Origin of the sequence: uncultured Dokdonia sp. (genome assembly GCF_937910895.1) — a bacterium.
In the GTDB taxonomy this organism is placed as follows: Bacteria; Bacteroidota; Bacteroidia; order Flavobacteriales; family Flavobacteriaceae; genus Dokdonia.
Window position 1 is genome coordinate 1 of sequence record NZ_CALEMI010000100.1, and the last position, 26,979, is coordinate 26,979.

The 26,979-nt window shown below is 31.5% G+C and carries 21 protein-coding genes and 1 tRNA gene; 13 read left to right on the forward strand and 9 right to left on the reverse strand.

Annotated elements, in window-relative coordinates; genetic code table 11:
• From Q0505_RS12265 to Q0505_RS12280, 4 genes are all read left to right on the forward strand, one after another.
• On the forward strand, nucleotides 1–1,138 hold a 1,138-nt coding region (locus Q0505_RS12265), incomplete at its 5' end, for a putative porin (RefSeq protein WP_366519411.1).
• A 99-nt stretch (nucleotides 1,139–1,237) separates the two neighbouring features.
• Nucleotides 1,238–1,588 (forward strand): STAS/SEC14 domain-containing protein, encoded by a 351-nt coding sequence (locus tag Q0505_RS12270; protein WP_299213229.1) that lies wholly within the window; start codon nucleotides 1,238–1,240, stop codon nucleotides 1,586–1,588.
• Between the two features lie 51 nt (nucleotides 1,589–1,639).
• Nucleotides 1,640–2,002, forward strand: coding sequence for an STAS/SEC14 domain-containing protein (locus Q0505_RS12275; protein ID WP_299213231.1), 363 nt, complete (start codon nucleotides 1,640–1,642; stop codon nucleotides 2,000–2,002).
• Between the two features lie 119 nt (nucleotides 2,003–2,121).
• Nucleotides 2,122–2,194, forward strand: a tRNA-Met gene (locus Q0505_RS12280).
• On the opposite strand, the gene Q0505_RS12285 is transcribed toward Q0505_RS12280, so the two are convergent.
• The 8 genes from Q0505_RS12285 to Q0505_RS12320 form a co-directional block, all read right to left on the reverse strand.
• The gene (locus tag Q0505_RS12285; RefSeq protein ID WP_299213268.1) at nucleotides 2,154–3,773 is read right to left on the reverse strand and encodes a recombinase family protein; all 1,620 of its coding nucleotides are present in this window, start codon (nucleotides 3,771–3,773) and stop codon (nucleotides 2,154–2,156) included. The genes Q0505_RS12280 and Q0505_RS12285 overlap by 41 nt on opposite strands.
• Nucleotides 3,774–3,946: 173 nt before the next feature.
• Entirely contained in the window at nucleotides 3,947–4,111 is a 165-nt protein-coding gene (locus Q0505_RS12290; protein WP_299213233.1) for a hypothetical protein, read from the reverse strand.
• A gap of 93 nt (nucleotides 4,112–4,204) precedes the next feature.
• Nucleotides 4,205–4,750 (reverse strand): hypothetical protein, encoded by a 546-nt coding sequence (locus Q0505_RS12295; RefSeq protein ID WP_299213235.1) that lies wholly within the window; start codon nucleotides 4,748–4,750, stop codon nucleotides 4,205–4,207.
• Between the two features lie 66 nt (nucleotides 4,751–4,816).
• Nucleotides 4,817–5,290, reverse strand: coding sequence for a hypothetical protein (locus Q0505_RS12300; protein ID WP_299213237.1), 474 nt, complete (start codon nucleotides 5,288–5,290; stop codon nucleotides 4,817–4,819).
• Nucleotides 5,291–6,591: 1,301 nt separating this feature from the next.
• Nucleotides 6,592–7,089 (reverse strand): DinB family protein, encoded by a 498-nt coding sequence (locus tag Q0505_RS12305; protein WP_299213239.1) that lies wholly within the window; start codon nucleotides 7,087–7,089, stop codon nucleotides 6,592–6,594.
• Nucleotides 7,090–7,546: 457 nt separating this feature from the next.
• Entirely contained in the window at nucleotides 7,547–8,047 is a 501-nt protein-coding gene (locus Q0505_RS12310) for a DinB family protein (RefSeq protein WP_299213242.1), read from the reverse strand.
• A 219-nt stretch (nucleotides 8,048–8,266) separates the two neighbouring features.
• A complete protein-coding gene (locus tag Q0505_RS12315; protein ID WP_299213244.1) occupies nucleotides 8,267–9,019 on the reverse strand; it encodes a response regulator in 753 nt (250 codons plus the stop codon).
• A 19-nt stretch (nucleotides 9,020–9,038) separates the two neighbouring features.
• Complete coding sequence (locus tag Q0505_RS12320; RefSeq protein ID WP_299213246.1) at nucleotides 9,039–9,710, reverse strand: hypothetical protein; 672 nt, start codon at nucleotides 9,708–9,710, stop codon at nucleotides 9,039–9,041.
• 536 nt (nucleotides 9,711–10,246) lie between these two features.
• On the opposite strand from Q0505_RS12320, the gene Q0505_RS12325 reads away from it, so the two are divergent.
• The 3 genes from Q0505_RS12325 to Q0505_RS12335 are packed head-to-tail and all read left to right on the forward strand — an operon-like array spanning nucleotide 10,247 to nucleotide 18,240.
• Complete coding sequence (locus Q0505_RS12325) at nucleotides 10,247–13,687, forward strand: hypothetical protein (protein WP_299213248.1); 3,441 nt, start codon at nucleotides 10,247–10,249, stop codon at nucleotides 13,685–13,687.
• 13 nt (nucleotides 13,688–13,700) lie between these two features.
• Nucleotides 13,701–17,894 (forward strand): DUF6443 domain-containing protein, encoded by a 4,194-nt coding sequence (locus Q0505_RS12330; protein ID WP_299213250.1) that lies wholly within the window; start codon nucleotides 13,701–13,703, stop codon nucleotides 17,892–17,894.
• Nucleotides 17,869–18,240 carry a hypothetical protein gene (locus Q0505_RS12335; RefSeq protein WP_299213252.1) on the forward strand — a complete coding sequence of 124 codons (372 nt, stop codon included), beginning with the start codon at nucleotides 17,869–17,871 and terminating at the stop codon, nucleotides 18,238–18,240. The genes Q0505_RS12330 and Q0505_RS12335 overlap by 26 nt, the downstream gene beginning before the upstream one ends.
• A gap of 354 nt (nucleotides 18,241–18,594) precedes the next feature.
• On the opposite strand, the gene ltrA is transcribed toward Q0505_RS12335, so the two are convergent.
• Nucleotides 18,595–19,821, reverse strand: a complete 1,227-nt coding sequence (gene ltrA / locus Q0505_RS12340) for a group II intron reverse transcriptase/maturase (RefSeq protein ID WP_299213253.1) — start codon at nucleotides 19,819–19,821, stop codon at nucleotides 18,595–18,597.
• A gap of 583 nt (nucleotides 19,822–20,404) precedes the next feature.
• Here ltrA and Q0505_RS12345 point away from each other — a divergent pair.
• The 6 genes from Q0505_RS12345 (at nucleotide 20,405) to Q0505_RS12370 (ending at nucleotide 26,675) form a co-directional block, all read left to right on the forward strand.
• On the forward strand, nucleotides 20,405–20,614 hold the full coding sequence (locus Q0505_RS12345) for a hypothetical protein (RefSeq protein WP_299213255.1): 210 nt from the start codon (nucleotides 20,405–20,407) through the stop codon (nucleotides 20,612–20,614).
• 135 nt (nucleotides 20,615–20,749) lie between these two features.
• Nucleotides 20,750–21,877, forward strand: a complete 1,128-nt coding sequence (locus tag Q0505_RS12350; protein ID WP_299213257.1) for a hypothetical protein — start codon at nucleotides 20,750–20,752, stop codon at nucleotides 21,875–21,877.
• A gap of 312 nt (nucleotides 21,878–22,189) precedes the next feature.
• Nucleotides 22,190–25,153, forward strand: coding sequence for a T9SS type B sorting domain-containing protein (locus Q0505_RS12355; protein ID WP_299213259.1), 2,964 nt, complete (start codon nucleotides 22,190–22,192; stop codon nucleotides 25,151–25,153).
• Nucleotides 25,154–25,265: 112 nt separating this feature from the next.
• Nucleotides 25,266–25,832, forward strand: coding sequence for an RHS repeat-associated core domain-containing protein (locus tag Q0505_RS12360; protein WP_299213261.1), 567 nt, complete (start codon nucleotides 25,266–25,268; stop codon nucleotides 25,830–25,832).
• Complete coding sequence (locus Q0505_RS12365; protein WP_299213264.1) at nucleotides 25,789–26,049, forward strand: hypothetical protein; 261 nt, start codon at nucleotides 25,789–25,791, stop codon at nucleotides 26,047–26,049. Before Q0505_RS12360 ends, Q0505_RS12365 begins: the two co-directional genes overlap by 44 nt.
• Before the next feature lie 224 nt (nucleotides 26,050–26,273).
• Complete coding sequence (locus Q0505_RS12370) at nucleotides 26,274–26,675, forward strand: hypothetical protein (RefSeq protein WP_299213266.1); 402 nt, start codon at nucleotides 26,274–26,276, stop codon at nucleotides 26,673–26,675.
• Nucleotides 26,676–26,979: the final 304 nt, after the last annotated feature.

Sequence of the window (26,979 nt, forward strand, 5' to 3'; positions counted from 1 at the left end):
AGACTACTCACTTAAGATCGGACACGTATTTAATAGTGAGGATAAGTTTTATGAATACAGGCAAACTACGGCTAGTAATCTTTTTGGAGAAGCTTTTCAACAATCTAATTTTAGAGATAGAACAGATAATGAAGAGACGTATAATGAGTTGAATGCGGTGTACACAGATAAAGATTTGGGCGAACTTACCTTTCAAGCCAATACTACCTATTACAATTATGGATATAATTCGATTTTTATTCAGGATACAAATAATGATGGGATACAAGAACGAATTCCTAATAGATTACAAGGCACCATTGTCGCTGTAGGTGGACGCTATAAAAACACGATTGGAAAGATAGCTGTAGAAGGTGGTGCACAAGTGAATATCACTGGAGATTTTGAAGGATTTAATGTCTTTGGGAAAGCCTCTTATGATATTGCTCCTGATAAATTTTTTTCTGCGAGTATATTGAGTAATTCAAGCCCCGCAGGATATAATCATTTATTGTATCAGAGTAATTATATTAATTATAATTGGCACAATGCTCCTACCTATGAGAATGTAAAAACTAATACACTCTCTGCAAGATTGGAAGCAAAAAAATGGGTAAACCTAGACGCTTCGGCAAGTACGATTTCTAATTACACCTATTTTGGAATAGCGACAGATTCTCTCGTAAATTCTTTTCAAGCGAGTGAGACTGTAAATCATCTCAAGATTACCGCCAATAAAGAAATTACGTATGGTAAATTTGGATTAGATGCCACCGTGACTTTTCAAAATGTAAGTGGGCAAGAAGGCGTGCTTAATACTCCCGATATACTTACAAGGGGAAGTTTTTATTTTACAGATAGAGTTTTTAAAAACGCACTGTTTTTACAGACAGGATTTACTGTTCAGTATTTTACAGCTTATAACTTAAACGCATACGATCCTGTACTTGCTGAGTTTTACGTGCAAAATGGACAAGAGATAGGAGGTTTTCCGATGATAGACTTCTTTTTCAATATGAAAGTACGTCAGACGAGAATATTCTTTAAAGCCGAGCATTTAAACAGTGGTTTTTCAGGAAATGATTTTTTTAGTGCACCAGGATATCCGTATCGCGATTTTAATGTGCGATTTGGGATTGTTTGGAATTTCTTTTTGTAGTAGTTTTCGAAAATTGAAAATTTTAGAAATTTTACGAGAAGACTTCACCAACAGGAACATCCCTTGCAATTTATTTACGAATTTTGAGTTTACAATCTTATGGTTTTAGATTATGATTTAGCAGACAATACGATTGCCTATGTATTTGACGGCCCTATGGATGAAAAAACGATCAATACATTACGAAATCAAATAGAACGTAAATTAGAAATTCACGACCGTATTAATGTGTACCTAGAAGATAGAGGCGTAGAATATTTTACATTATACTCCGTTATTATGGGTATTATTTTTCCATTACAACACCATAAACGATTTCATAAAGTAGCGATGGTCACAGATAGATCTTGGATTCATTTGTTATCGACTATTAACAATCAATTTATTAGTGGGGATATCCGTAATTATACATCAGATAAGAGAATAGAAGCTATGCAATGGGTTTCTTAAGTTCATTCTAATTTTTGTATCTTACTAGAAATAAATTATCCTTCAAATACTATGTTAGCAGATTTTAGTTTTGCAGATAATACGGTAGGTTATCTTATAGAAGGGACTATGGATAAGGATGCTATCGTAGCGCTTCGTTCTCAGGTTTTAGAGAAGTTTAAATCGCATGATAAGATTAACTTATATCTTGAGGATAGTAATATTGAACATTTTTCATTAAGTGCAGCGACTATAGGCGCACTTTTTCCATTAGAACATTCAAAACGATTTCATAAGATTGCACTAGTCACAGATCGAAAATGGATTCATGCACTTGCTGCGATTGACAATGCTTTAATTGGAGCTACTTTAAAATACTTTCCAATAAAAGATCGCCTATCTGCTATTTCTTGGATTGCAGACGTACATGTTTGATTTTTAGTGTGCATGGTTCCTCTGTTTTTCTTAAAAATAGATTTTTTACTAAAGAAATGATTTTTTCATAAAATATCCTGTATAACTCAAAAAACAGTTGTATATTTGCCGTCCAATAGCGCGGGATAGAGCAGCAGGCAGCTCGTCGGGCTCATAACCCGAAGGTCACAGGTTCGAGTCCTGTTCCCGCTACTGAATGGGACAAGTCTATTTTTTTAGAACTTGTCCCTTTTTTATTTTCTTCTAAAATACTTGTTAATGAGGGGATTGTATCAAAAATTGCATTTACTCTAATAGTTCGATAACAGTCATTTTTGTGATCGAAGAGAATTCCCTCTGGAAACACCATGTTTTGGATTTGCCTTTTCACCTCTAAATCTCCTGATCTCCATAATAACGAGAGTTTAGAAGAATAATTTACTGCATAATCTACGGCTTTTTCAAGGTTCGATACATCTAAATCATTTTTTAGTAAATATTCTTGTTTTTGCTCCTTTTCTTTTCCTATTTTCAATTTAAACTTAGAATATTGCTCCTTTGTTATTTCATCAAAAACAAATCTTTCTTCTAGTACTTCAAGTTTTTCATCGAGTTTTATTATCTCTTTCTCAAGAGAATTAATTTCTTGTAATTGCTCTTTATGACTCTCGATGAAGGTATATTTTATTATTTTTTTTAGTGGAGCGAGATACTTTTTATCATTTAACTGATATTTTTTCAAGAATTCCTCGAACTTTTTGTGCATTATTCTTGCACTTCTATTCTCTTTACTTTTTGGTCGATTGTTTTTATAGTAATACAATCCCTTACTTTTTACAAGATACCCTGTGTAACTTGTTCCGCATGAACTAGCCTTTACAAACTGTTTTAGTGGTAGGTTTTGATCGTCTCTATGGTAAGATTGTCCTCTATCTTTATTTTCTAGTGATTCATTTACCTTTAGAAAGAGTTCTTTTGAAATTAAAGCTTCATGCTTCCCTTCTATAACTTGGTCTGGCAAGTGAGAACTTATTACTAATCCGCAGTAAAAAGGGTTTCTAAAATAACTACTTAACTTTTTAGACCTAATGTATAATCCTTTCTTTGTAAGTTTATGTGCTATCTCATCATAGGTCAATCTCTCGTATGCTCTCCATTTAAAAGCGTAACGCAGTAGCTTTCCTTGTTCATTAACTACAATATTCTGAACTTTTCCTCTTCCTGGATTTAAGTTAGTGTATCCAAAAGGAAGAGCCCCTATCCAATACCCCTTTGAGAGTTTCTCTTTAATTCCTGAAACTGATTTGTCTCTCCTGAGTTCATTATCAAACTGAGAAAACATATAATAAAGATTCTGCTGAAAAGATCCCGATGCTGTTGTAACATCTACTTCTTGAAGTACAGATAGGGTAACTATTCCTTCCTTTTTTTTGAGTTGATCACTAATATAAGCCCCATTTGCTCCTGTTCTTGAAAAACGATCATAAGAATAGACAATGATACAACTTACGTCTTTCTTACGCCTTCTTACATAGGCGAGCATCTTTTGAAATTCTTTGCGCTCATCGGATTGTGCAGATTCATGTGTACCTCCAAAATATTCTAATACCTCTATACCCTTCTTTTTTGCAAACAATTCACAATACTTCTTTTGGGTTTCCAAACTTGCATTGTCTAATTGATCCTTGGTAGAGACACGGGTATATATAACAGCTTTGCCTTGGGTATTGATTTGTGGAATCTTTGAAGCTTTTGTAAATTTTGCAAAGGCTCTTAACTCATTCTTTTTCATCTACTACTATTTTTCTATTAGTAACTAACACAATAATCTTATAGTTTACTCTTCTCTAGGCTTTTTATAATCAATTCTATATTTTATTGTCTATGGGTATTTTTTAGATCACGTCAGTCTTTGTGTCATAAACAAAAGTGATCTAATTGTCATTACAAATTGGTAACAGCTACTCACTGATTTTTAAATGTTTTAATAATCACTAAAGCTAATTGCTTTAATGTTTCTATAATCTCTAAAGCTTGTTCGTCTGTAATATCATCAAAGCCATCGAATTTTCTTAATTCTCCAATACTAAGGGCTTTTGAAACCTCAGTATTTGTATTTTCTTTTGACATGGAATAAGTAGGTAAATTGAAGGAACATGATTTTTAAACCTGTTCTTCCGTCCATACTTGTAGTGAAAGGTTTTATACTTTCCTACATTACTTCTATTCCGTATCTAAATAATCTTTTATGATCTTTTGAATATCGCTATCAAAATCTAAAAGCGAAAGCATTTCTTTGATTAGAATATTTAAGGTTATACTTAAATGATGTTCCGCTATAGAATCTTTGACCATATTTGCATACTCATTTTTAGAAACAAGCCTTCCATCTCCTTGTTCTGAAACAATAAGAAAACAGCTTTGCTTATCAAGCAATGTCTCGGCTATCAGTTTTTGAAATATGGATAGTGATACTGTCTTACTGTCTTGATCTGTATTTGACATATCACTATTCACTTTAGCGATAAGCAAATTATCAACACCAAAAGATCGCATTAGGACAATCGAGCGAATCCATACCACATCAAAGAAGTCAAATTCATTCTTTTTACCACTAGATGCTAATTCGCGCTCATCATTTAAAAGCCTTGTAGCTTTCCAATGATGAAGTTGTCTATGAGTAACAAAAGGCAAATCAAGCGTTTTAAAGCGTTTTTGTAAACACACTTTGATAATCTGCTCTAAGGATAAAGATGTCTCGTCTGTCATTCTAAAAATTAAGAATATTAATTATTCAGATACGAATATAATTAAAATAAATTACATTTAAGTAATTTATAGGCAATTCATTGGAAAGTACTTATCCCGTTTTAATACTAAGACCTTCATGAAATAGTGATATGGAATTTTTACTCCGAAGCTAGAAGCTGAATGAACGTCAACGATGGTTATTAAACTATTGGATTTATGTCTAAGTTGGCGAATATGATTTTTAATAGTTTTTACATCTTGTCCTGTCTCCCTAGCTATTTTGCGAGCATGAAAATAAAGCATTGGCATAGTGTCTGAACCAATGTCGACTTTGGAAATGTCATTATGAAGAGTATGGTGCTCAAAAGAATTTTTAGAAATTTTTTCATTCAGTAAGTTTTCATAGTTTTCAAAAAGAGTACATAGCGTTAAAAGATTTCCTTTTTTTATTCTATTATTAAAATCAGGATGATTTTTATTTTTCCGTTTTATAACCTGCTTTAATTTTTGGCGATCAAAAATATATAGCATTTGTTTTTTCTTTCCTTTTTTTTTCATTTTCATTTTCATTTAAACAATTCATAAATAGCGCATTTTTTATTTAGCTTTTATTAAAAAGAAGGATACGCTTTCTAACCTTCTTTATTCGTGCTGGTAGCAAAGATTGGATAAAGAGACGGGATATCCATGGCGCGACTTTGGTCAAGTGACAAAACAAGGGTTTTTTGAACATATAAATCATTGATTAAAAGCAAATTGAAAAATCAGAGAAGTACCAAACTTCAATAATTGCTATAATCATACCCTCGTTTTCTAAAGAAAAAGGCTATGGAAGTTTTTGCTAGTTTTATAGGAGATTGCAGAACGAGGTATCGTTTTATTAAAAAAAGCTGTTCTATCAGGATGCTCTCTCATTTAAAAGGTTTGTTCTTTAATAAGCACCCTCGTTTTCTAAAGAAAAAGGCTTTGGAAGTTTTTGCTAGTTTTATAAGGAATTGCAGAACGAGGTGCAGTTTTTATTAAAAAAGCTGTTCTATCAGGATGCTCTCTCATTTAAGAGGTTTGTTCTTTAATGAGTACCCTCGTTTTCTAAAGAAAAAGGCTTTAGAAGTTTTTGCTAGTTTTATAGGAAATTGCAGAACGAGGTATAGTTTTTAATAAAAAAGGCTGTTCTATCAGGATGCTCTCTTATTTAAGAGGTTTGTACCTTAATGAGTACCCTCGTTTTCTAAAGAAAAAGGCTTTGGAAGTTTTTGCTAGTTTTATAAGGAATTGCAGAACGAGGTGCAGTTTCTATTAAAAAAGCTGTTCTATGAGGATGCTCTCTCATTTAAAAGGTTTTTTCTTTAATGAGTACCCTCGTTTTCTAAAGAAAAAGGCTTTGGAAGTTTTTGCTAGTTTCTTAGGAAACTATAGTAAAGTAACTTGTGAAAACTTATGTTTTAATTAAAAAACGTTTCCTGTGCTTTCAGAAGTCTTTTATTAGTATTTATCATGACCCATACTAAGTATAACACATTGCTCATGTTAAGGGTGACCTAAGCATGGAGCTTGGGTTAATCAAGGATTATACAAGCTAAAACCTTTTATTATTGTAACATAATTACTTTAGAATTTTGGTTTTTTGAAATAAACAACGTTACACGTGTAACGTTGTTTTGGAGAAATGGATTATAATTACAGAGTTAATATCATATAATAGACACCTAATATTCTGGATTAATTGTAAACAACATGGTACATTTTTTAATTACAAAAAAAAAGTAGATTGTAAGTTTAGTTTAAAACAGAATCCCTTTATTTCACAATGAAGAATCTATAATATCTGCTGTGAATTCGACAAACTATCCTTAATGTAGTTATGATATATGAAGTTCTTTATTAATAAGAAGTTTGATGATAATTCCTATCTGTCCTAAATGATACATAGCATGATGGATCACTCCTTCTAAAGCAAATTCAAAAGGGTAAACACTTTTATGGTTTTCTTCTGTATAGGTCTTTTCTAACAAAGAATCGTCTTTATCTCCAATCAGAACAATGATGGATAGAATACTTTTCTCATAGTCCTCTTTTAATTGTTTCCATCCAATAGTCTTAAGTTCTTCATTAGAGCGCCAATGCTCAGGTTGATAGACTTGCTGTAAATTAAAATGTGTTTTAAATTTATTAATTATGTCTATGTTTAAAGCTACCAAATGTCCTATAATTTCTGCTACACTATGAAGCTCTGGTATGGGTCGGATAAAAGCAGTATAAGGTGAGATACCATCTATCTTTTCCATAACATTTTGACCTACCCACAATGCTTTATAATTGATTGCTTCTAATTGTTGTGCGTAATACTGTATTGTCATGTTTATTTGTTCTTTAAAATATCCTAGAACTATACCCAAAGCTCCAGTCGAAAATGTGGTGCAATTGCTATGGATGTAATGGGTGGATAGTCCTACTTTCTCAGGGTGAAAAGCTCGATAAGAAACTATACCCAATAAGCGACTTTCTTCCCCTAAAAAGACAGACCTAAAGGATATAGTATCAAAATAAAAAAATGATTAAGTGCTGATATTTTAAATTATCATCCAACTGAATAGAGTCTTTAAACTAGTAATCAAATAATAAAAAAAGTATTGTCATACTGATATTTCTTCTTCAAAATCATAGGACTAAACCCAAAACATACAACCTTATTTTACTCGTCTTGATGTTAAAAACATTTGTACACCTAGATGTAAGATGAATTCAAACCGCAGTAAGTTTCTTATGGATATCCTTCAGGAACTGCGACAGAAACTAATCCGTTTATATGAGAAATTACACATGAAGCTCCTTTGTAATGAGGAGCTTAATAGTAATACCTATTTGTCCTAAATGATATAAGGTGTGATGAATGGCGCCTTCCAAAATATACTCAAAAGGGTTACTACTTTTGTAATCCTTTTCCATATAAGTTTCTTCTAAAAAAGAATCTGGTTTATCACGTATAAATACACTTAAAGACAAGATAATTTTTTCATAATCTTTTTTGATTTGTTCCCATCCCATTATTTGAAGCTCATTATTACTACGCCAATCATTTGGGCGATAAATTTCTTGCAAACCATGTTTTATCCTAATTTTATTTATTAGATCTATATGTAAGGCTGTTAGATGCCCGATAAGTTCTGCTACACTATGAAGTTCTGGTATAGGACGTATAAAAGCTATTTTTTCTGAAATACCATCTATCTTTTCAATAACATTTTGACCTATCCATAAAGACTTATGATTTATGGCTTCTAACTGCTGAGAATAATATTGTATTGTTGTATTCATAATTATTTTATAGTGTAGGGCACATCCAAAGTGTTTTAGAATGCAAATGTGGTGCAATTACATTACATAGAATGAATATACTGCCCTACTTATAAAAGGGGTGAAATGGAATTGAGTGTATTACTTTACAGCTAAGGTATTGAAATAAATTAGATGGGAAGTGGTTGAAATGATTGCTATTTTTGTGCTTTTTGATTACTTAAAAGTCAGAAAAAATGATTATAAGAAACCAAGCTGTTTTGCTTTTAAGACTAGTTCTCTATTACTCTTATTTATAACTTCGAAGAGTTCCATAAGATTGTTTTTTCTCTTTTGGATTGCGCTTTTTCCAATAGGTAAGGCTTCTACTAATTCATTCATACTAGAACCTAAGGAAAGCTCAAATAATAAACGCCTATCAATTACATCAATAGTAACGTCATCGTATATAAGGTTTTTATTTATATTAATTATTGAGTCGCTAAAATATGTTTCTCCTTCTATAGTATGCTTGACAGCATCAATCAACGTCTCACAAGTTATTTCATCTTTGACTAAAAGCGCATTTGGTTTGATGTTTTTCAGTAAACTTTTTATTCGAAGGGTGTCTTTTAAAAATGTAATAACTATAATTTTTGGATTAGGTACTATTGTTCTTTTTATCCATTCACCTATGTCTTCACCTGAAAAAAACTTTTTTTCTTTAAACTCTGGTAAATGTATGTCTAATAAAATATAATCATAACAGTTCAACTTATTCTTATTAATTCTTTCATAGGCTTCTTGGCAATTAAAAGCCATGTCGAGAGTGAAAAAATATTCCTTTTGTCTTTCATTTAGCTCATTAAAAATAAGAGCAATAGTATTTTGCATTAATGGGTGGTCTTCTACAATAAGTACCTTAAGTTCTTTTCTGTCTTGAGGAATTAGAGTATTTGTATAGACAAATTTAGCTCTTATAGCATCATACTTTTTTTTAATGTTCGCTTTCATAATATAAAGGATAATGATTCTATTTTATTTTAGTTTTTTCAAGCTCTTTTAATTGCAGGTCTAATTTTTCATATATTTTTTTAGCATGTCTTACTGCGTGTGAAGACCATTCTTCCATATTATCATAAGAACGTATAAAAAGTGGCAACGTTTCTAAGGATTTTATTTTAGAAGCTATATCTAAACTTGTATTTTGAAGGTTTTCAACTCTAGTATTAATTTCATTTTTTAAATCAAGAATTTCTTTTCTTCTTTTTTCTTCTTCTTTTTTTCTTTCAATACTTTTCTTTGTTAAAAATGAAATTGTATATAAAACCAAAGCAAAACCTATAATTAATGATAAATAAGTGACTTTGAACATTCTCTTATACATACCAGTAGTAAACTCATTAAAAACAGATACACATAAGAATAAGGTATAGGCAATTGCAAGAAACAGTACAACTCTGAATAAAATTGAAAGTTTTGATCTTTTGTTAAAAGGAACTAAAATATAAATGGCTATATACAGGATAACGAGATTAAATTTTTGTATTACCGTCCATATAATATCTTCAGAAGTTAATCCTTCTAGGATTTGAAATTTTCTTCCGAATATTTCAAATTCAGTAACTATCGGCAAAAACTTATCTACGTGATTAAACAAAAAAGGGGTTACTAAAAGTGCAACCCCAATAAGTGTTTTATTCATTTTCATCAGAAGTGTCTTTCGTTTCTTCGTTAGTCTGATCTACGTTATTATTTTCTTCTGGTGGATTTTGATTCTCTTCTTGAGTTCTACCATTTGTCGGTTTCTTTGCCATAATTTTTCAAGTTTTGTATAAGCCTAAATATATAAGAATCTTTTCAAATATAAATAATATTTATCCGTACTTAATTTATGGTAAAACCACAATAATTAAGTTACTATATACACAAAATTTTAATAACTTTGACGGACAAAATGATCACTTTTTTTGTACTTCTTGATTACTTCAACTCAGATAATTCTTTATAATTTTACTCTTTGAATTATTATTATGATATGCATATACCTAGTGTAAAATTGGTATACGAGTTAAACAATATTGATTAACACAAAATTTAAATCGGTAGCTTCAAGTAGGTATACCTCTAAAAATTTAGTTTTGATAAAGCATTGAACTAACTTTGAAATTTATTCAACATTAGTAATTAGCATTTAAACAATAACTGAAAATTCAAGAAGACGATTAATAAAAATTAATTATGAATAAACATTTAAACAATAAGAAAATTAAGATTTATTTTTTTCTAACCACAATTATTTTTTGTTCTAAAATATATGGGCAACTTGGAGAAGAAATTTTCACAAAACTACCTGGTGTAAAAACAACAGAGGATTTTATGTTAAATCCATCACTTTCAAATTTTACAGACTATTCAAATGAAAATCTGGTTGATCTATATACTGGTATGGTGGATATAAATATTCCTATTTATGAAGTTCAAGATAGAGATTTGTCAGTGCCTATTACACTTAAATATCAAAGATCTGGCATCAAGGTAAATGATGAATCTGGTTGGGTAGGGTTAGGATGGAATATTGTAGGTGGAGGTTATATAACAAGAGAAGTTAGGGGTAATCCCGATGAAACTATTACAGCCATAAGTCCCAGCACTGGAACTGAATATATCGAAAATTTTGGAAGGTTTTATGATTTGATAGATATAGAAAATTTTGGAGAAGAGTTTCCTTTGGGTAACACAGGGATACATTCTATGGACTTCTATGTTGATCTATTGAAAAGCAATACATTGTTAGATTGTGAAACTATTAGAACCCCATTTGATTCTACTGGACAAGAAAATTGCCAATTTGCCTGTCAATATGCATTAGTAAATGCTTTAGGTCAGAATCCTACTGCTATAGGTTTGAGAACTAACACCCCTTTTCCTCCTCATCCATCAGCTAATCATCAGGTTATATTCTGGAACAAAACTAGAGATACACAGCCAGATATTTTTAAGTATGCAGTCTCAGGAGCTTCGGGCTCTTTTATATTAGATGAAAACGGAGAAGCTGTTTTGATAAGTGGTACTACTGATGTTATTATTAAAGCTGGTATAGGGCCGCTAGCTAATCCTAATGGATGGGAAATCATTACCAGTAATGGTGTGATCCATCAATTTCCAACTACAGAAGAATATACAGAAGTTTCTAAAAGATCAGCTCTTGAACCTCACGATGGGGATATATTAGCATTTTTGGGTTATACTGATCAATCTTTATCAAAGAATGATTTTAAGGCATTTCCTACAGTTTTTGAAGCAGATTTTTTTGATATTCTTAGAAAAAATGAAAACCGTGTTGTAAACACTTGGTATCTTCATAAAATAAAGTCCTCTAAGTACGATTCTGAAATCACTTTTACTTATGAATCGCAGGGGGATATAGAAGAATACTACTTTACAGAAAACAAATTTGATTATGTACATACAAAGTCAAAAACATATAATGAACCCAGCCGTCTTTTTGATTGTAGTCAAATAGAAAATTCATACTCAACTAATTCAATCCAAAGTGTCGATCAAAATAGTTTTTTTAATCGAGAGACAAATGTTAGACTAGTTACTTCAAATCTAGGAGAGTCTAGATTTTTCCCGCAACTATCAACAGTAGAAAGTCCTAAATCATTAAGTAAGATAAGTTTTTCAAAAGGAGAAGTGAATTTTGTCTTAGATCAAACAGAAAGATTTGATATGCCATTAAACTATGCATTAGATAAGATTAATGTAAAAGATTTGAATAACAAAATGATTAAAGAATTTAAATTTAATTATTCAGCCTTTTATGAAGAACCATACATAAACGTAAGTACTAGTCTTAGATTACAACTAGAGAGCTTTGAAGAGATCAGTGGTGGATTAGAGGATACAAAAAAATATAGCTTTGAATATAATACTACTAGATTACCTAATCAATATTCAAATGCTCAAGATTACTGGGGATATTACAATAATAATACACAAAACTCTCTAGTTCCAAATGGGAATAGGTTTGGAATTAATTTTTCAGGGGTAAATCGCACTCCAAATGAAGGAAGAATGAAAGCGTGGATGCTAAAGAAAATTATCTATCCAACTGGAGGCTCAAATGAGTTATTTTATGAAATAAATAAATATAGAGATAAGGAATTTAATCTTGAGCAATCTATAGGTGGCTTAAGAGTATGGAAAATAATAACTCGTGATGGTACATCATCAAATAATGATATTGTAAAGCAATATAACTACGAGGTCTCAACAAATATTTCTTCAGGCAGAACAGTTCATTTTTTAGATAGAAATTGGTGGCGATTTTTTCAAAATGACGCAAAATATTCTGAGTACTCTATAAGTAACAATACGTTATTAGATCATTATTTTATCAAAAGAAGCTCCACTCCTATCTTTTCATATGAATACACTAAAGGAAGTCTAGTTGGTTATCAAAAAGTTACTGTAAGTCAATCTGGAAATGGCAAAACCACATATAGCTTTTCAAGTCCAGAAGATTATCCAAACGAAGAGGGAGAAAAAATAAAATATCCTTTTCAAAATCAAAATGGATCGGATCTATATCACGATAATTCTCACACTTCGTATGATGCGCTTAGAGGTTTAATAGAGAAAATTGAAATTTATGATAGCAACAATGTCTTAAAGCAAAGAGAATCCTTTACTTATGAATTAAACCCTGAGAATTATCAACAGAGAGAAATTAATTCATTGGTCTTAGAGAAAGATTATGTGTCAAATTTACTTTTAGGTGTCGAAGGTAGTTTTTGGCCATCTTGGGCTGGCGAAGGACATTTTCTAATGGACTATACTTCTATTAAAAGTTTCTTTCCTTATGTTAAGGAAAGAAAATTAGAAGTACTTAGTGATGACAATACTAATTACGTTGAAACTTTTTATGAAAATGAAAAGGAGAGTTCTCAACATATGCAGACTACTCAAATTCAAGTTAAAGAAAACCTTACAACTCCACTTAGAACTGAGAAATATTATTACCCGACAGATGATCATGCTAAAGTAGGTTTAACTACAGAACAGATAAATGCTTTAGAGCTTATGGAGAGTCAAAATAGAATAGAGTCTGTTCTTGTAGAATCATTTATAGAAGATCAAATTACTTCCAGAAATAGGAATATTTACGATGTTATTACAGGTAATAGGGCTATTATAAAATCTAATGAATATTCTAAAGCAGATGATAATTTTATTATTACTAATGAATATACATATGATTTTACCTCTGGTAATATCCAACAAGTATTGCCAAAAGATGGAAGTCCTACTACATACATTTTTGGGTATAATAAGAATTACCCTATAGCTGTTGCTCAAGGGGTTAGCTATTCAGAATTATCAAGTTATGTCTCTAATCTACAAACGATATCTAATGCTGATGATGATAGAACGATTGGAAACATTGGAAATGAAGGAAATCTTCGACAAGCTTTAGAAGCATTTAGGTTAGCATTTCCTCAAGCATTAATCACAGCATATACATATGATCCACTAATAGGAGTTACAAGTATGACAGACTCTAGAGGCTATACTATGTACTATCAATACGACGAATTTAATAGATTAAAGTATATCAAAGATGGAAATGGAAAAATCTATTCAAAGAATGAATACAACTATGGAGACAATAACTAAAATCGGAAAATAGATGAAAAAAATATTAGTAACATTCGTTCTATTATTTCCGATAGCAATTATCGGACAGACGGAGACAGAAAATTATATTAAAACAACAAGTTATTTACAAGAAGTAGATGAAGTTCAAGAAAACAATGTGCTTGAATCTCAAAAAATAGAAAACATAACTTATTATGATGGATTAGGAAGAGTTATACAAACTATTGCAGTTCGTGCAGGAGGTCAAAATCAAAATATTACTACCCACATTGAATATGATGACTTAGGGAGAACTACTAAAACGTATCTGCCATATGCTACAGATACAGAGATTCCTAATCCACTAAATTTTACGACACCTTCTAACCTTAAGTCTTCAATAAATCAATTTTATAATACTTCAAAATATGAAAACACTCAGAATCCATATGCTGAAACAGTATATGGAAATTCTTCACTTCAGAGAGTTTTAGAAGAGGCAGCTCCTGGTAATTCATGGGCGCTTAACGGAGGTCATACTATAAAATTTAATTTCTTAACTAATTCCAATGATGAAGTACGTTACTTTGATGTAAACTTTATCGGAGGTAATCATGAAAATCCAGAGATTATCTTAAACGGATATTATGACGCTGGGCGATTTTATAAAAATGTAATAAAAGATGAAAATTGGACACCTGCTTCTGGAAATAATCACACAGTAGAAGAGTTCACTAACAAACTTGGTCAAGTCGTATTAAAACGAACCTATAATGATAATTTAGCTCATGATACATATTATGTCTATGATAATTATGGAAATCTTACATTTGTATTATCTCCACAAGGAAGTGATGATATTGTTATTGGAGATGTATTAGTAAATAATTCGCAAGAAGTATTAAATGACTTATGCTATCAATATAAATATGATGAACGAAATCGACTGATTGAAAAGAAAGTTCCTGGTAAAGGATGGGAGTATATCGTTTATAATAAAATAAATAAACCTATCTTAACACAAGACGCCAATCAACGCAATCAATCTCCAAAAGAATGGTTTTTCACAAAATACGATGCCTTTGGAAGAATAGCTTACACTGGTATAAAAAAATCTAATATATCAAGAACTTCTTTTCAGACTATTGCTAATAATAATCAACAGCAATATGAGACAATATCTTCTATATCAGAAACTATTCAAGGAATACAAGTATACTATAGTAACTATGCTATCCCATCCACTTTCGGATTAGGAGATGAGATTCTTACTGTTAGTTATTATGATCAGTATATAGATCACGATGGAATTAATTTACCTACGCAGATATATGGACAGAATGTTACTAATCAAGCACAAGGATTACCAACGGTATCAAAAATTCGTGTTTTAGATTCAGATGATTGGATCACCTCTATAATATCCTATGACCTGAAGGGACGTCCGATTTATAACTTCAGTTACAACTCATATTTTGGTAGTAATCATACTGTCGAAAATTTACTTGATTTCACAGGTAATGTTATTGAAAGGAAAACAGTTCATTCAAAAGGATTACATCAACATGTAATTACTAATGATTACTATACCTATGACCATCAAAATAGATTGTTGAGTCATAAGCAGAAAGTCGATAATGAACCTTTGCAGCTTATTGCCAGTAATATCTATGATGAACTAGGGCAACTTATTAGCAAAGATGTAGGAGGGGAAACTACCTTTGATGGTTATACCGATATGATTAAAGTAAGTATTGATCAAGAAGGTAATATTGAAAAGCTTCCTGATAATAACACTGACAATGCATGGGACGCTAAGTTAAAAACTAAGGGAGAAATTAAAGAAGATGGAGGTATTCGTTTTATTACCCCTCATGATGCGTTTAGATTTTATAGAGTTGGTCTAATCAACACCAATAGTTTTAATGAAGATGATCGTTACTTTGATTATGGTATTTATATAAAAGCAGGAGATGATAATAATGATGGATTTAGTGATGTAAATATCATTTTGAATAGTATTTCTCCAATTACTACATATGTAGGAAAATACGAAGCTGGAGATATTTTTAAAATTGAACGTAGAAATGGAGAAATTCTTTTCAAAAAGAATAATGTTACGTTTTATACAGTAGCTGTAGATACAGATATCACTTTTGTTGGAAAAGCAACTTTATTTAGCTATAATTCTAAAATCGATGATCTTACTCTGTTTGGGGATTATATTGATAAAAAACTACAGAGAGTAGATTACGAATACAACGTAAGAGGTTGGCTTACAGATATTAACCCTTTTGATAGCTTCAATAAAACTACAAATCTTTTTAATTTTCATATAAATTATGATGGAACAATAGAAGGGAGTGCAGGAGATACTGGGCAGGCCATTCCTTTATATAACGGAAACATCTCTCAAACTATATGGAAAACAGCCAATACAGACAACCAAAAACGAGGATATGGATATACCTACGATGCTTTAAACAGATTCAAAGAAGCGCACAGTAGAAAAGGAAATGATCTTACTTCAAATGATAATTTTTATGTGTTTGGAACAGGATATGACAAAAATGGTAATATTATTAGTATCAAACGTAATAGCACCAATGAATATGGTTTAGCTTCTCGTATGGATGATCTCACGTATAGCTATAACGGAAATCAATTAAAGTTAGTATCAGAAGGAGCCTCAACCACTATTAAAAATGAGGGTTTTTATGATGGAAATACAACGGGTGACGATTACGACTACGATACTAATGGGAACATGATAATGGATAAAAATAAGGGTGTTGAGAATATAACTTATAACTATCTTAATTTACCTGAAAGTATTGAAATAAATACAAGTAATGATGGTTATGGTAATGCGCAAGAGGGAACAATTTCGTATGTTTATGACGCTACAGGTATAAAACTATCCAAAGTTGTAAGAGATAATATTCAAAACACTACGATATCTACTTTTTACTTGGAAGGAGGGTATATATATGAAAATAACAATGGTGTCGAAAAACTGAAAATGTTTCCACATCCTGAAGGATATATAGAACCTGTTCACAATGATAATACTAAGTCAATAACAAAGTTCAATAAGACTACCCAACAGACAAGCTCTTCAGAATATCAATATGCTTTTAATTATACTGATCATTTAGGGAATGTCAGACTCACATACTCTGATAGTGATGGAAATGGATCAATTCAACCATCAAGTGAGATTATTTCTGAAAAACACTACTATCCTTTCGGATTACAGCACTCTGGGTACAACGAAGTAGTGACTTCAAATAAAAACGACCAAGCGGAGAATTTTAATTACTTAGGGCAGGAACAACAACCTGAGCTTGGATTAAATTGGCTTACGTTTAGATATAGGAATTATATGCCAGAAATCGGAAGATTTTTTGGAGTCGACCCTGTGGCAGAAGAATATCAATCTATATCTACATATCAGTTTGCCCACAATAGTCCAATATGGAAAATTGAACTCGAAGGGTTAGAAGGAGTAACTACAGCTAATACAGATGTACTCAATAGTGAGTCAGTTGATCCACCAAGGGTACTTGCAGTATTTTATCACGGAGGACCTACTGGCGGAGGAAGAACTACCGATGTTGAGAGTGCCGGAGGGACAGGAGAAATTTATTCAGCTACTCAAGCATCAGTAGAAGGTGCTGGCAGGGAATTTGTTGGAAGAATTATTGCCCCAGGAGCAACACAAGATAGTGGGGTGAGAAACGGCTTTAATTTTATTGCAGAAAATTATCGAGAAGGAGATCAAATTGTAATATATGGGTATAGTTATGGAGGAGATAATGCAGTAAATCTTGCAGAAAAATTGCAAGAGCAAGGTGTTAATGTTGATACGATGATTATTGTCGATAGCAGTGATGGTCCAGGACAGGGATTAACTGTGGATACGTCAGTTCCAGATAATGTTAGCTACACTGAAAATATCTATCAAGATAGTAATTCTGGAGCTTCAAGTTCTTCACGAAGTACTGGAGCTACTTCTTCTGGAACTAGCAGTCAAAGTAGTAACAGAAGTAAAAGCGGGAGAGTTAACTCACCTGGTTCAAGAGGTAGTCGACATTCAGGTGAAGGAGCGAATGTTGTATACAATAGAAACGTATCTAGTCCTAGGGTTAATCATGGAAATATACAGAAAGAAGAACAGAAAAATATAACTAATACTATAAATACTAGATTGCAGAATTATGAGACAAGAACTGGGAATCAATAAAATTTGTTTAGGAATAATAACCTTTTTACTTTTAACCTCTTGTAATAATGATATTCAAGATGTTGTTCTAGAGGGATATGTATATGATAAAACAACTGAATTACCAATTAAAAACGCTCTATTAAAAATAGAAAATGCCTATTATGAAGGTGGTGATTTTGATAGTTACAATCACTATGATAAATATGAAATAACTACTAATGAAAAAGGTTATTTTAAAATAGAGCTAGATAAAAGTGCCTATATACAAATTGATATTAATGAGGCAGGATATCAAAATTATTTTCAAGCTATAGAGGTCTATAGTAAATCACTCAGTAAAATGATTTACTTATCAAAAATATAAGATCAATTATATATTTTTATAGAACTCGTCAACTGAGAGAGATGCTGGGCTATCTCTACGATCATTTTACAATAATGTGCCCCATACAAGGTACACTTATGAAAGTGAGGTAGTTATCAAATAATATTTAAGAAATATAAATTATATTAAAAGGCAAAGTTGTATTATCAGCTTTGCCTTTTAGTTTCGATGACTTGATTTGTTTTAGAAACAGACTTTGCAGTGCAACCTCTATGGTTATTTTACAATAATGTGTGTCAAGTAGGCAAGGGGAATTTCACCTCTAACCTCTCACAGAACCGTACGTGACAGTCTCCCGTCATACGGCTCTTATCATTTCTATACCACAATTAATCAAAACGCTATGCCAAACTCCCAATGAGCAAACAATTTCGGTTCTTGTTTATAAATCAACTTTAGAAACCTTATTGCTCTCTTCTTACTTCTTTTAAAGCGTTTAAATGTATTGATTACCCAACGCATTAATTTCCAATTCAATTTAAATAATAAACTGTTCAAAGCACTTGGGTAAAACTTCCCAAAGTAATTTATCCAGCCTCTTAGCATTGGATTTACCTCTTTGGCTATATCATATATAGTCCATCGAGTCCTACGTGGTATTCTTAATCTTCGTAACTTGTTTGATAACTCTCTCTTCGACTCTATACTCACCGCTGGAAGAAAACCTACTCGATATTCCCCTTTAGTATCTCTTGTCATTCTAGGTTGAAATGTGTAACCTAAAAATTTGAAACTACGATGTGTCGCTTCCTCTTTTCTTCTACCGTTTTGACAGTATACTATCTTTGTTTTCTCAGGATGTAATCTTAATCCACAACTCTTCATCCGTTTACTTACCATAAGCAATACAAAATCGAGTTGTTTCTTTGTTATCCCGTGAACAATAATATCGTCTGCATAACGTACAAAAGAAAGATTTGGAAATTCTCTCTCCATCCATTTGTCAAATGTATAATGGAGATAAAGATTTGCTAATAAAGGACTAATAACCCCTCCTTGAGGTGTCCCTTTAGTTCGCTCTTTAAGAATTCCTAACTCTTGCATAGGAGCCTCTAACCATCGATTTAAATACATTCGTATCCATTTCTCTGGAACGTGACGCCTAATAGCTTTTAGAAGTAATTTATGATCTAGAGTATCAAAGAATCCTTGTATATCCATATCTAACACCCAAGGGTATTTCCAGCAGTTGTTTCTAACACTCTTTATAGCTCCCAATGCACTTCGCTTTGGGCGATATCCATAAGAATCTTTATGAAACACCTTTTCAAATCGTGGCTCTAAACATTGTTTTATAACCATTTGAGCGATACGATCTTCTACTGTGGGGATACCTAACTTACGAATCTTATCTTTACCTTTAGGTATGGCTACTACTTTTACAGGTAATGGGTGATAACTCCCAGAGTTTAAACGAATCCATAATTTATATAAATTATTCTTTAAGTCACGCTCGTACTCTTTTAGACTAATCCTATCAACACCAAAACCGCCCTGGTTTTTCTTAACCAATTTCCAAGCGGTAAATACCATACGTTTTGTAATCACTTGTGATCGCATTTTCCTTCATTTTCTTCCTCCCGTACTCACTATTTGAATACGGTTGAGTAAATTAAAAATTGCTAAAAATGATTCGAATCCTTTGCTCCATAACCATTACAGTTATTTCATCACTACTACGATTCGATCCGTCACCATAAAACACTTTGATATTCAGCCTCGTATTTTTCATACTTGATCTTTTCTCTTAACATCGTTTTATGGCTTCCCAAGTTCCGTAATTAAGCCTATTGTATGGTCGTGCCACCTATATACCGTACACCGATCGATCAGTTAATACAAGTTACTTCCGATCTTATCCTACCAGTTAAGGGATACCAATAGTTTTGATGTAAACTTTCCCAAATTTCGATACTTCATCAGTGGTTCACTCGCGTTCACCTCCTATACAACACACTTGACTCCTTTTAATATAAAGCCTTTTCCTAATTCGCTTCATGCAATAGTGTTGCCAATATTACATCAATCAGGTAGTTTGTTAGCCTCGCTTGTTCAATGCTAACGGAGGACCTACCTCCATCTTAATTACAGTTATTTGAAGAACTTAGCTAATTCTTTAAGCTTGGCACACCCCTTATAAGGGATGCTTTATTTCAAAAGTGTCGTAGAGATATCAGAGCTTCACAATATACGTGAGGTGCAATATATGGCAGGGCATCGCTATATTTCTTCTACCGAACGATTCCTACAAGATGATATCGAAAATCTACAAGAAATGATTGATAATTTGCATCCTATCAATTTATTAAATGAATTTTCTTCTTTGATTACGGGAAGCCGTAATATTAAATAGATTTAAAATTGTTATTTAACAATTTTAAATCTATTATCAAACGTTTACTGTTTTAAATATATAAATAAAGAAGGACGTAGTTACTTATGGTGCCTATATCCAATTGTTAGGCAACATTAACCAAAATCAATCATTATGTATAAATTAAGAATTACAACTATTTGCTTTTTAATCTTTATTTCAGCAAACTCTCAAGAAGTTGAGAAATTTAATATTGAACAAATCAATAATATTTCACAAGAGATTGTACAAGAGCAAGCTCGACTAAAAGAAGAACTTAAAAACCTACAAGAAAATACAGATAACGAAGATAAACTAAGAGAAATTTTAGCAGAAGCCAATAAAGCAAAATATAAATCTGCTATAAATAATTTAGATAAAAGGTATGATGCGGGACAAAAAATTATTCATCATATAATCAAAGAGACTAATAGCTTTAATTCATCTTTTAGTTTACTTGTACTTCAAACCCAATTTTCCAAATTAATAGACCCAACAACTTATTCTGAATTTAATTCATCAATGAATTCTACATTAGAATTATTAGGAGATCGAAAGCCATATCCAAAAGTTAATGATATTAACACAATGAAAAATGAAATCCCTGGATTGGACAACCCTTTAATCACAACAGGACTATCAATAGCATCTTTCTTTTTAGCAAAATACCATAAGAAAAAGGATTTAGAAGAGAAAAACTTTAGGTCAATGACTTGTGTCCTTTCTTTCACAAATCAGACTAAAAAAGAATATGATTTAATTGTTTCCCGACTGATGGATGTAAGCGCAAGATTGAATAGTTATAATAAGGCAAGTAAAATATTCTTTTCTAATTATCTGACGGAAGTCGGATTTTCAGAAGGGTATAATGATAATTATCCTGACAGATTAGGTTCTATCGAGTCAATTAAAAAAGATTTCTTTCAAAATTTAACTTCAGAAGAATCGCAAATTGGGTTTATTCCATATGAATCAATTAATGATGACAAAATCACCTATCAAATTGAACAAGTAAAGTTTTTGATGAATGAGTATGAATTAATTCTACTTGAAATAGACGGTTTTATTGAAAGTTACGATGTATTTATTAAAAATGTAAAATTGAAGAGCAACAGTATTTGTGAAGGTTTAAATATAGAGACTGCATTAATATTTACAGAAATAGAAAAACAACTAGAAATAGTCCAAGATAATTTCGATACCGTTTATAAAGAAAATAGAATTGCATCTTTAACAAAAAGAACTCTATTTGGATTTAACTAAATGTAAATAACGCTACCTAACAACAAAGTATAAATTCCCTTAAAACGACAATTTATACTTTGTTGTGTCCTAAATAATTACTTTAAACTAGCAAAATGGAAAATTTGAATTGCTTTTAAGGTTACTTCTCAATAAAAAAGTATAGCGAAAGTTTCTCTTGCTATAATATGCGTATCAAAAATCTATCTAAAATAATTATGACAATAATATAATAATTCAGTAGCTTAGTAAATGCTGAAAAACAGTGTTTTAGAAGATGAAAACTTATTTTCAAAAAATACAAGTCACATAAAGTTTTAATAAGTATTATTAATGAAAAATATAAAAATTTACTTTATTTTGTTCCTGAATTTCTGTCCAGCTATCTCCTTTGGACAATTAGAAGCTTCTAATTGGTATTTTGGAAGATGGGCAGGCTTAGATTTTAACACAACACCTCCTACTCCTTTATTTAATGGTTTTTTTGCTACTATTGAAGGTTGCTCAACAATGTCAAATGCTGATGGAGAATTATTGTTTTATACAAATGGGACAGTTGTCAGAGATAAGAATCATGATATTGTTCCTAATGGTCTCGGGTTAGAAGGTCATTTTTCAAGCTCGCAGAGTTCTGTAATAGTACCTAAACCTAATGATCCAAATTTGTATTATATATTTACTGTCGATGTTTTTGGAGCATTCAATGGATATGATGGATTGCGCTATTCTGAGTTTAACCTTTCATTAAATTCAGGTAATGGTGATATCACAGAAAATAAAAATATACCACTTGCCCCTCTTGCTACAGAGGCTCTAACAGCTATACAGCATGCCAATGGTGTAAATTACTGGGTTGTAGCTCACGAATGGGAATCTAATAATTTTTTAGTATACGCTGTCACCGCTTTGGGTGTTGATCCTGAACCAGATATATATAGTATTGGTTTAGTACATGATGATGATAGTTTTGGCGACGCAATTGGATGCATGAAAATATCTCCTAATGGAAGAAGAATTGCAGTAGCTAAATTTGATAATGATAGTTTTAGTAGTAGTTTTGTGCAAGTTTTTGATTTTAATTCAGTTACAGGAGCTATTACCAATCCATTGACTATAGATGGTATTTTTCAATCAGGTAATTTATCCGGAGCCTATGGAATAGAGTTTTCTCCAAACAGTAATTTGTTGTATGTAAGTGACACTAGTGAAAACATTTCTGGTAATAGTAATGTTTATCAATTTGATCTTTCGTTAAGTAATCCTACAGATATGATTAATAACGCTAGTATTTTATATAGTGGAGAAGACAGTATTGGAGCAATACAATTAGGAATTGATGGTAGAATTTATCTCGCAAATAATGGACCATCTGCTTTGGATGTTATTCAAAATCCAGATAGTGTAGGAGTTGGAGCAAATTATTTAAATAGAGAAATAGATTTGGGTATTGCTAAATGTAGAATTGGTCTTCCTTCGTTTATTCAATCATATTTTTACACAAGTCTTATTAAATTTGATGGGAGGTGTGCGGGTGAAGAAATATTGTTTTCAATAGATACTGAAGAAGAAGTTTCATCAGTATTTTGGGATTTTGGGGATGGAGCGACTTCTGATATTGAAAATCCAGTTCATATATATCAAACCTCTGGTTTTTATACAGTAAATGCTAATGTAAATCTTGGAGGTCAAATGAGAACCTCAACGCTAGACATTTTTATTGGGGAAAGCCCTATAGCCAATACAGTATCAGATTTTATATTATGCGATGATATTTCTAATGATGAAGTATCAAGTTTTGACTTAAATATAAAAATTAGTGAAATTCTAGGACCTCAATCAGATCAATTATTTGATGTTGCCTTTTATGAAAATTTAATAAATGCTGAAAACGATCAAGATAGATTACCATTAAATTATAGCAATACTGAAAATAATCAGGAAGTTTTTGTAAGAATATACAATATAGAAAATCCTGAATGTTTTGATATTACCAGTTTTTTGTTAGTAGTTCATCCACAACCTATTGCAAACTCTATTGAAGATTTGATTCTTTGCGATGATGAAACTAATGATGACGTTGAGGTTATAAATTTGAGTCAATTTGATCAAGGTGTCTTGCAAAATCAAGAAGCAGACCAGTTTAATGTAACTTATTATTTGACTTTAGAAAATGCAGTTAACAATGAAAATATATTGCCCAATAGTTTTCAAAATGTTACAAACCCTCAAGAGCTATTTGCTAGGATTGAGTATTTTGAAAATCCAAATTGTTTTGATATCACTAACTTTAATATAATTATCGATGAAGCCTTGATTGCTTATCAACCTCCTACATTATTTTCTTGTGATGATCCAGAGACTCCTGGTTCTGGTGAATTTGATTTAACTGCCCAAAATGAATTTATAATAAATAATCAAGAGGGAACTTTTACAGTCAGTTATTACCTTACAGAAGAAGACGCCATTGTTAGCATTAATAGTTTAAATGATTTTTATGCAAATTTGACAAATCCTCAAGAATTATTTGCCAGAATTGAAGATATTAATAATCCAAGTTGTTATGATGTAACTAGTTTTGAAATTTTTACTCTTACAACTCCTGATATTTTAGAAGATCAAATTTTATATATCTGTAGAGATGAAACAAAAGTATTGACAGCCGAAACAGGTTTTGATCATTATTTATGGTCAACAGGAGAGACTACAGAAAGTATTGTAATAAATGAACCTGATACATATACAATAGAAATTACTCAAGATTACAATACTACCCCTTCTCAAAGTTGCACTAACATTAAAACAATAACAGTAATAGAATCAGATGAAGCTACTATTACTGATATTGAGATTGATGATTGGTCGCCAAGAGATAATTCAATAGTGATTATTGTAGAAGGAATTGGTGATTATGAATATTCTATTAATGGAATTGATTATTTCGATTCCAATTTTTTTAATAATTTAACTTCTGGAGAATATACTGCTTATGTAAGAGATAAGAATAATTGTGGAATAGTAACGCAAAAAGCTTCTTTGTTACATTTCCCTAATTTCTTTACTCCTAATGGGGATGGTTATAATGACCATTGGCAAATAATTTTATCAAGAACAGATCCAACCCTTGAAATTTATATTTATGATCGTTATGGGAAATTAATGATAGCTTTAAAACCTAATTCACTAGGTTGGGATGGAACTTATAATGGCAAGCAAATGCCATCAACTGATTATTGGTTTAGAGTTGTTAGACCCAGCGTGGGAGAAATATACAAAGGACATTTCTCTTTGAAACGTTAATTGATTTTTTCAAATAGAGTAATTAGGATTAATGGGATGTTTCAAACTACATATTGAGAATGAGACGAGATTACGACTGACATACTCTAGAAAGAGGCAAAAGCCCTTAGAAATGGATGTTAGTTACTATCCATTTGGATTGCAACACTCTGGGTACAATGACGTGGTAACATCGAATAAAAACAACGTTGCGGAACGTTTTATGTTCAATGGGAAAGAAAACAATCCCGAACTCGGACTTGATTGGTATGACTTTGGAGCAAGAAATTATGATCCTTCTTTAGGGAGATGGATGAATATCGATCCCTTAGCAGAAACTTTTCCAAATTTAACTCCATACAATTATGCTGTTAACAACCCCATACTATTTATTGATCCCGACGGAAGATTAGCTTCTCCCATTTATGATCAAGGCGGTAATTTATTAGGAACAGATGATCAAGGATTACAAGGCGAAGCAATCATTATGAATGCTGATAATTTTGAACAGGGTATGTCACATGAGGAAGCCTTAGATAATAGCTTAGGTACTGAAGGGTTAAATAGTGAAGAAGCATACGATAAATTGTCTGAAAGTTATTTAAGTTTGAAAGATAGACCTGACTATGATGGAGAACTAACCATGAGCGAAGCAAATGATTGGTTTAATAATAGAAACGGGAGAACCACTATTTGTTGATTCAGCACAAATAGATTTATCGCCTGTTGAGACTGAAGATTTTGATGAAGAAAACCCGCAATATTATAACTTTTTCACTGATGCACAAGGAAACTATACAACTGGACGTGTATATGGGACTATCAGATTAGAATTATTAGATGATTCAGGAACAGTAAGACTAGGTGGTGCAAACGGTTTTCTTGATGAATATAACTTTGATATAAAGGAAAATTAAAGTAACAACCTTAAAGTTGGTTTTAGAAATTTTGGAACTCAAGTAGGAAAGGCTTTTGCTGGAGAAGGGACTTCATATAACATTTATACTTACGGCACAGGAACAGTTAAAAAAAGTAATTAATTATGAGAAAAGTATTGTTTATTGGTTTATTTATAATGTTGGTTAGTTGCAGTGAGTCTAAGCAAGATTTTACAAATGTATTTGGGACTAATATTGAAACTATGTCTACCGACTATAGTTATGTAGATTATCTTAGTTTTTCTGGAGAAGGGTATTCTATGGCATCATATAGTATTAGTGACGAGACATTATCTACTATTATAAATAATATTGAGAATAGTGATTTTGATTTACCCAAAGCAGAAGATAAGTACTCAAAGAAGAATTGGGCTAAGACTCCATTAGCAAAAAAATATAGCGAAGTAGAACTTCTTGCCACTAGTTATTCTTCTGATAAAGAAAAACTAACTAATATTCAAAAGAAAATTAAGCAATTACTTAATTCAAATAATAATTATCACAGTTTTTATTACAGAGAGGTAAGTGAAAATATCATTGATATAGAGTTATTTATAATAGATGTAGAAGAAAAGAAAATCTACTATGTTAGTCATAGTGTATAAAATTTAATTTTACTTATTACAAAACGCTCATCGAAAGATGGGCATTTTATATTTGACACCTCATAGTATAGCAATGCAACCTTTATGGTTATTTTACAATAATGTGTCCCATTTATGGGATTTGTCACAAAATAAGATAGTTACAAATAGTCTTTGAAAACTAGAATTTAAATTAAAAGCAAGGTTGTTTTATCAGCTTTGCTTTTAATGTTTTACAACTTGATTGATTTTAGAAGCATACTTTACAGGTGTTTTTCTTGTTTCGTGCAAATCTTAGTTGTTTTTGCTCTGTGAAATTGTAAGT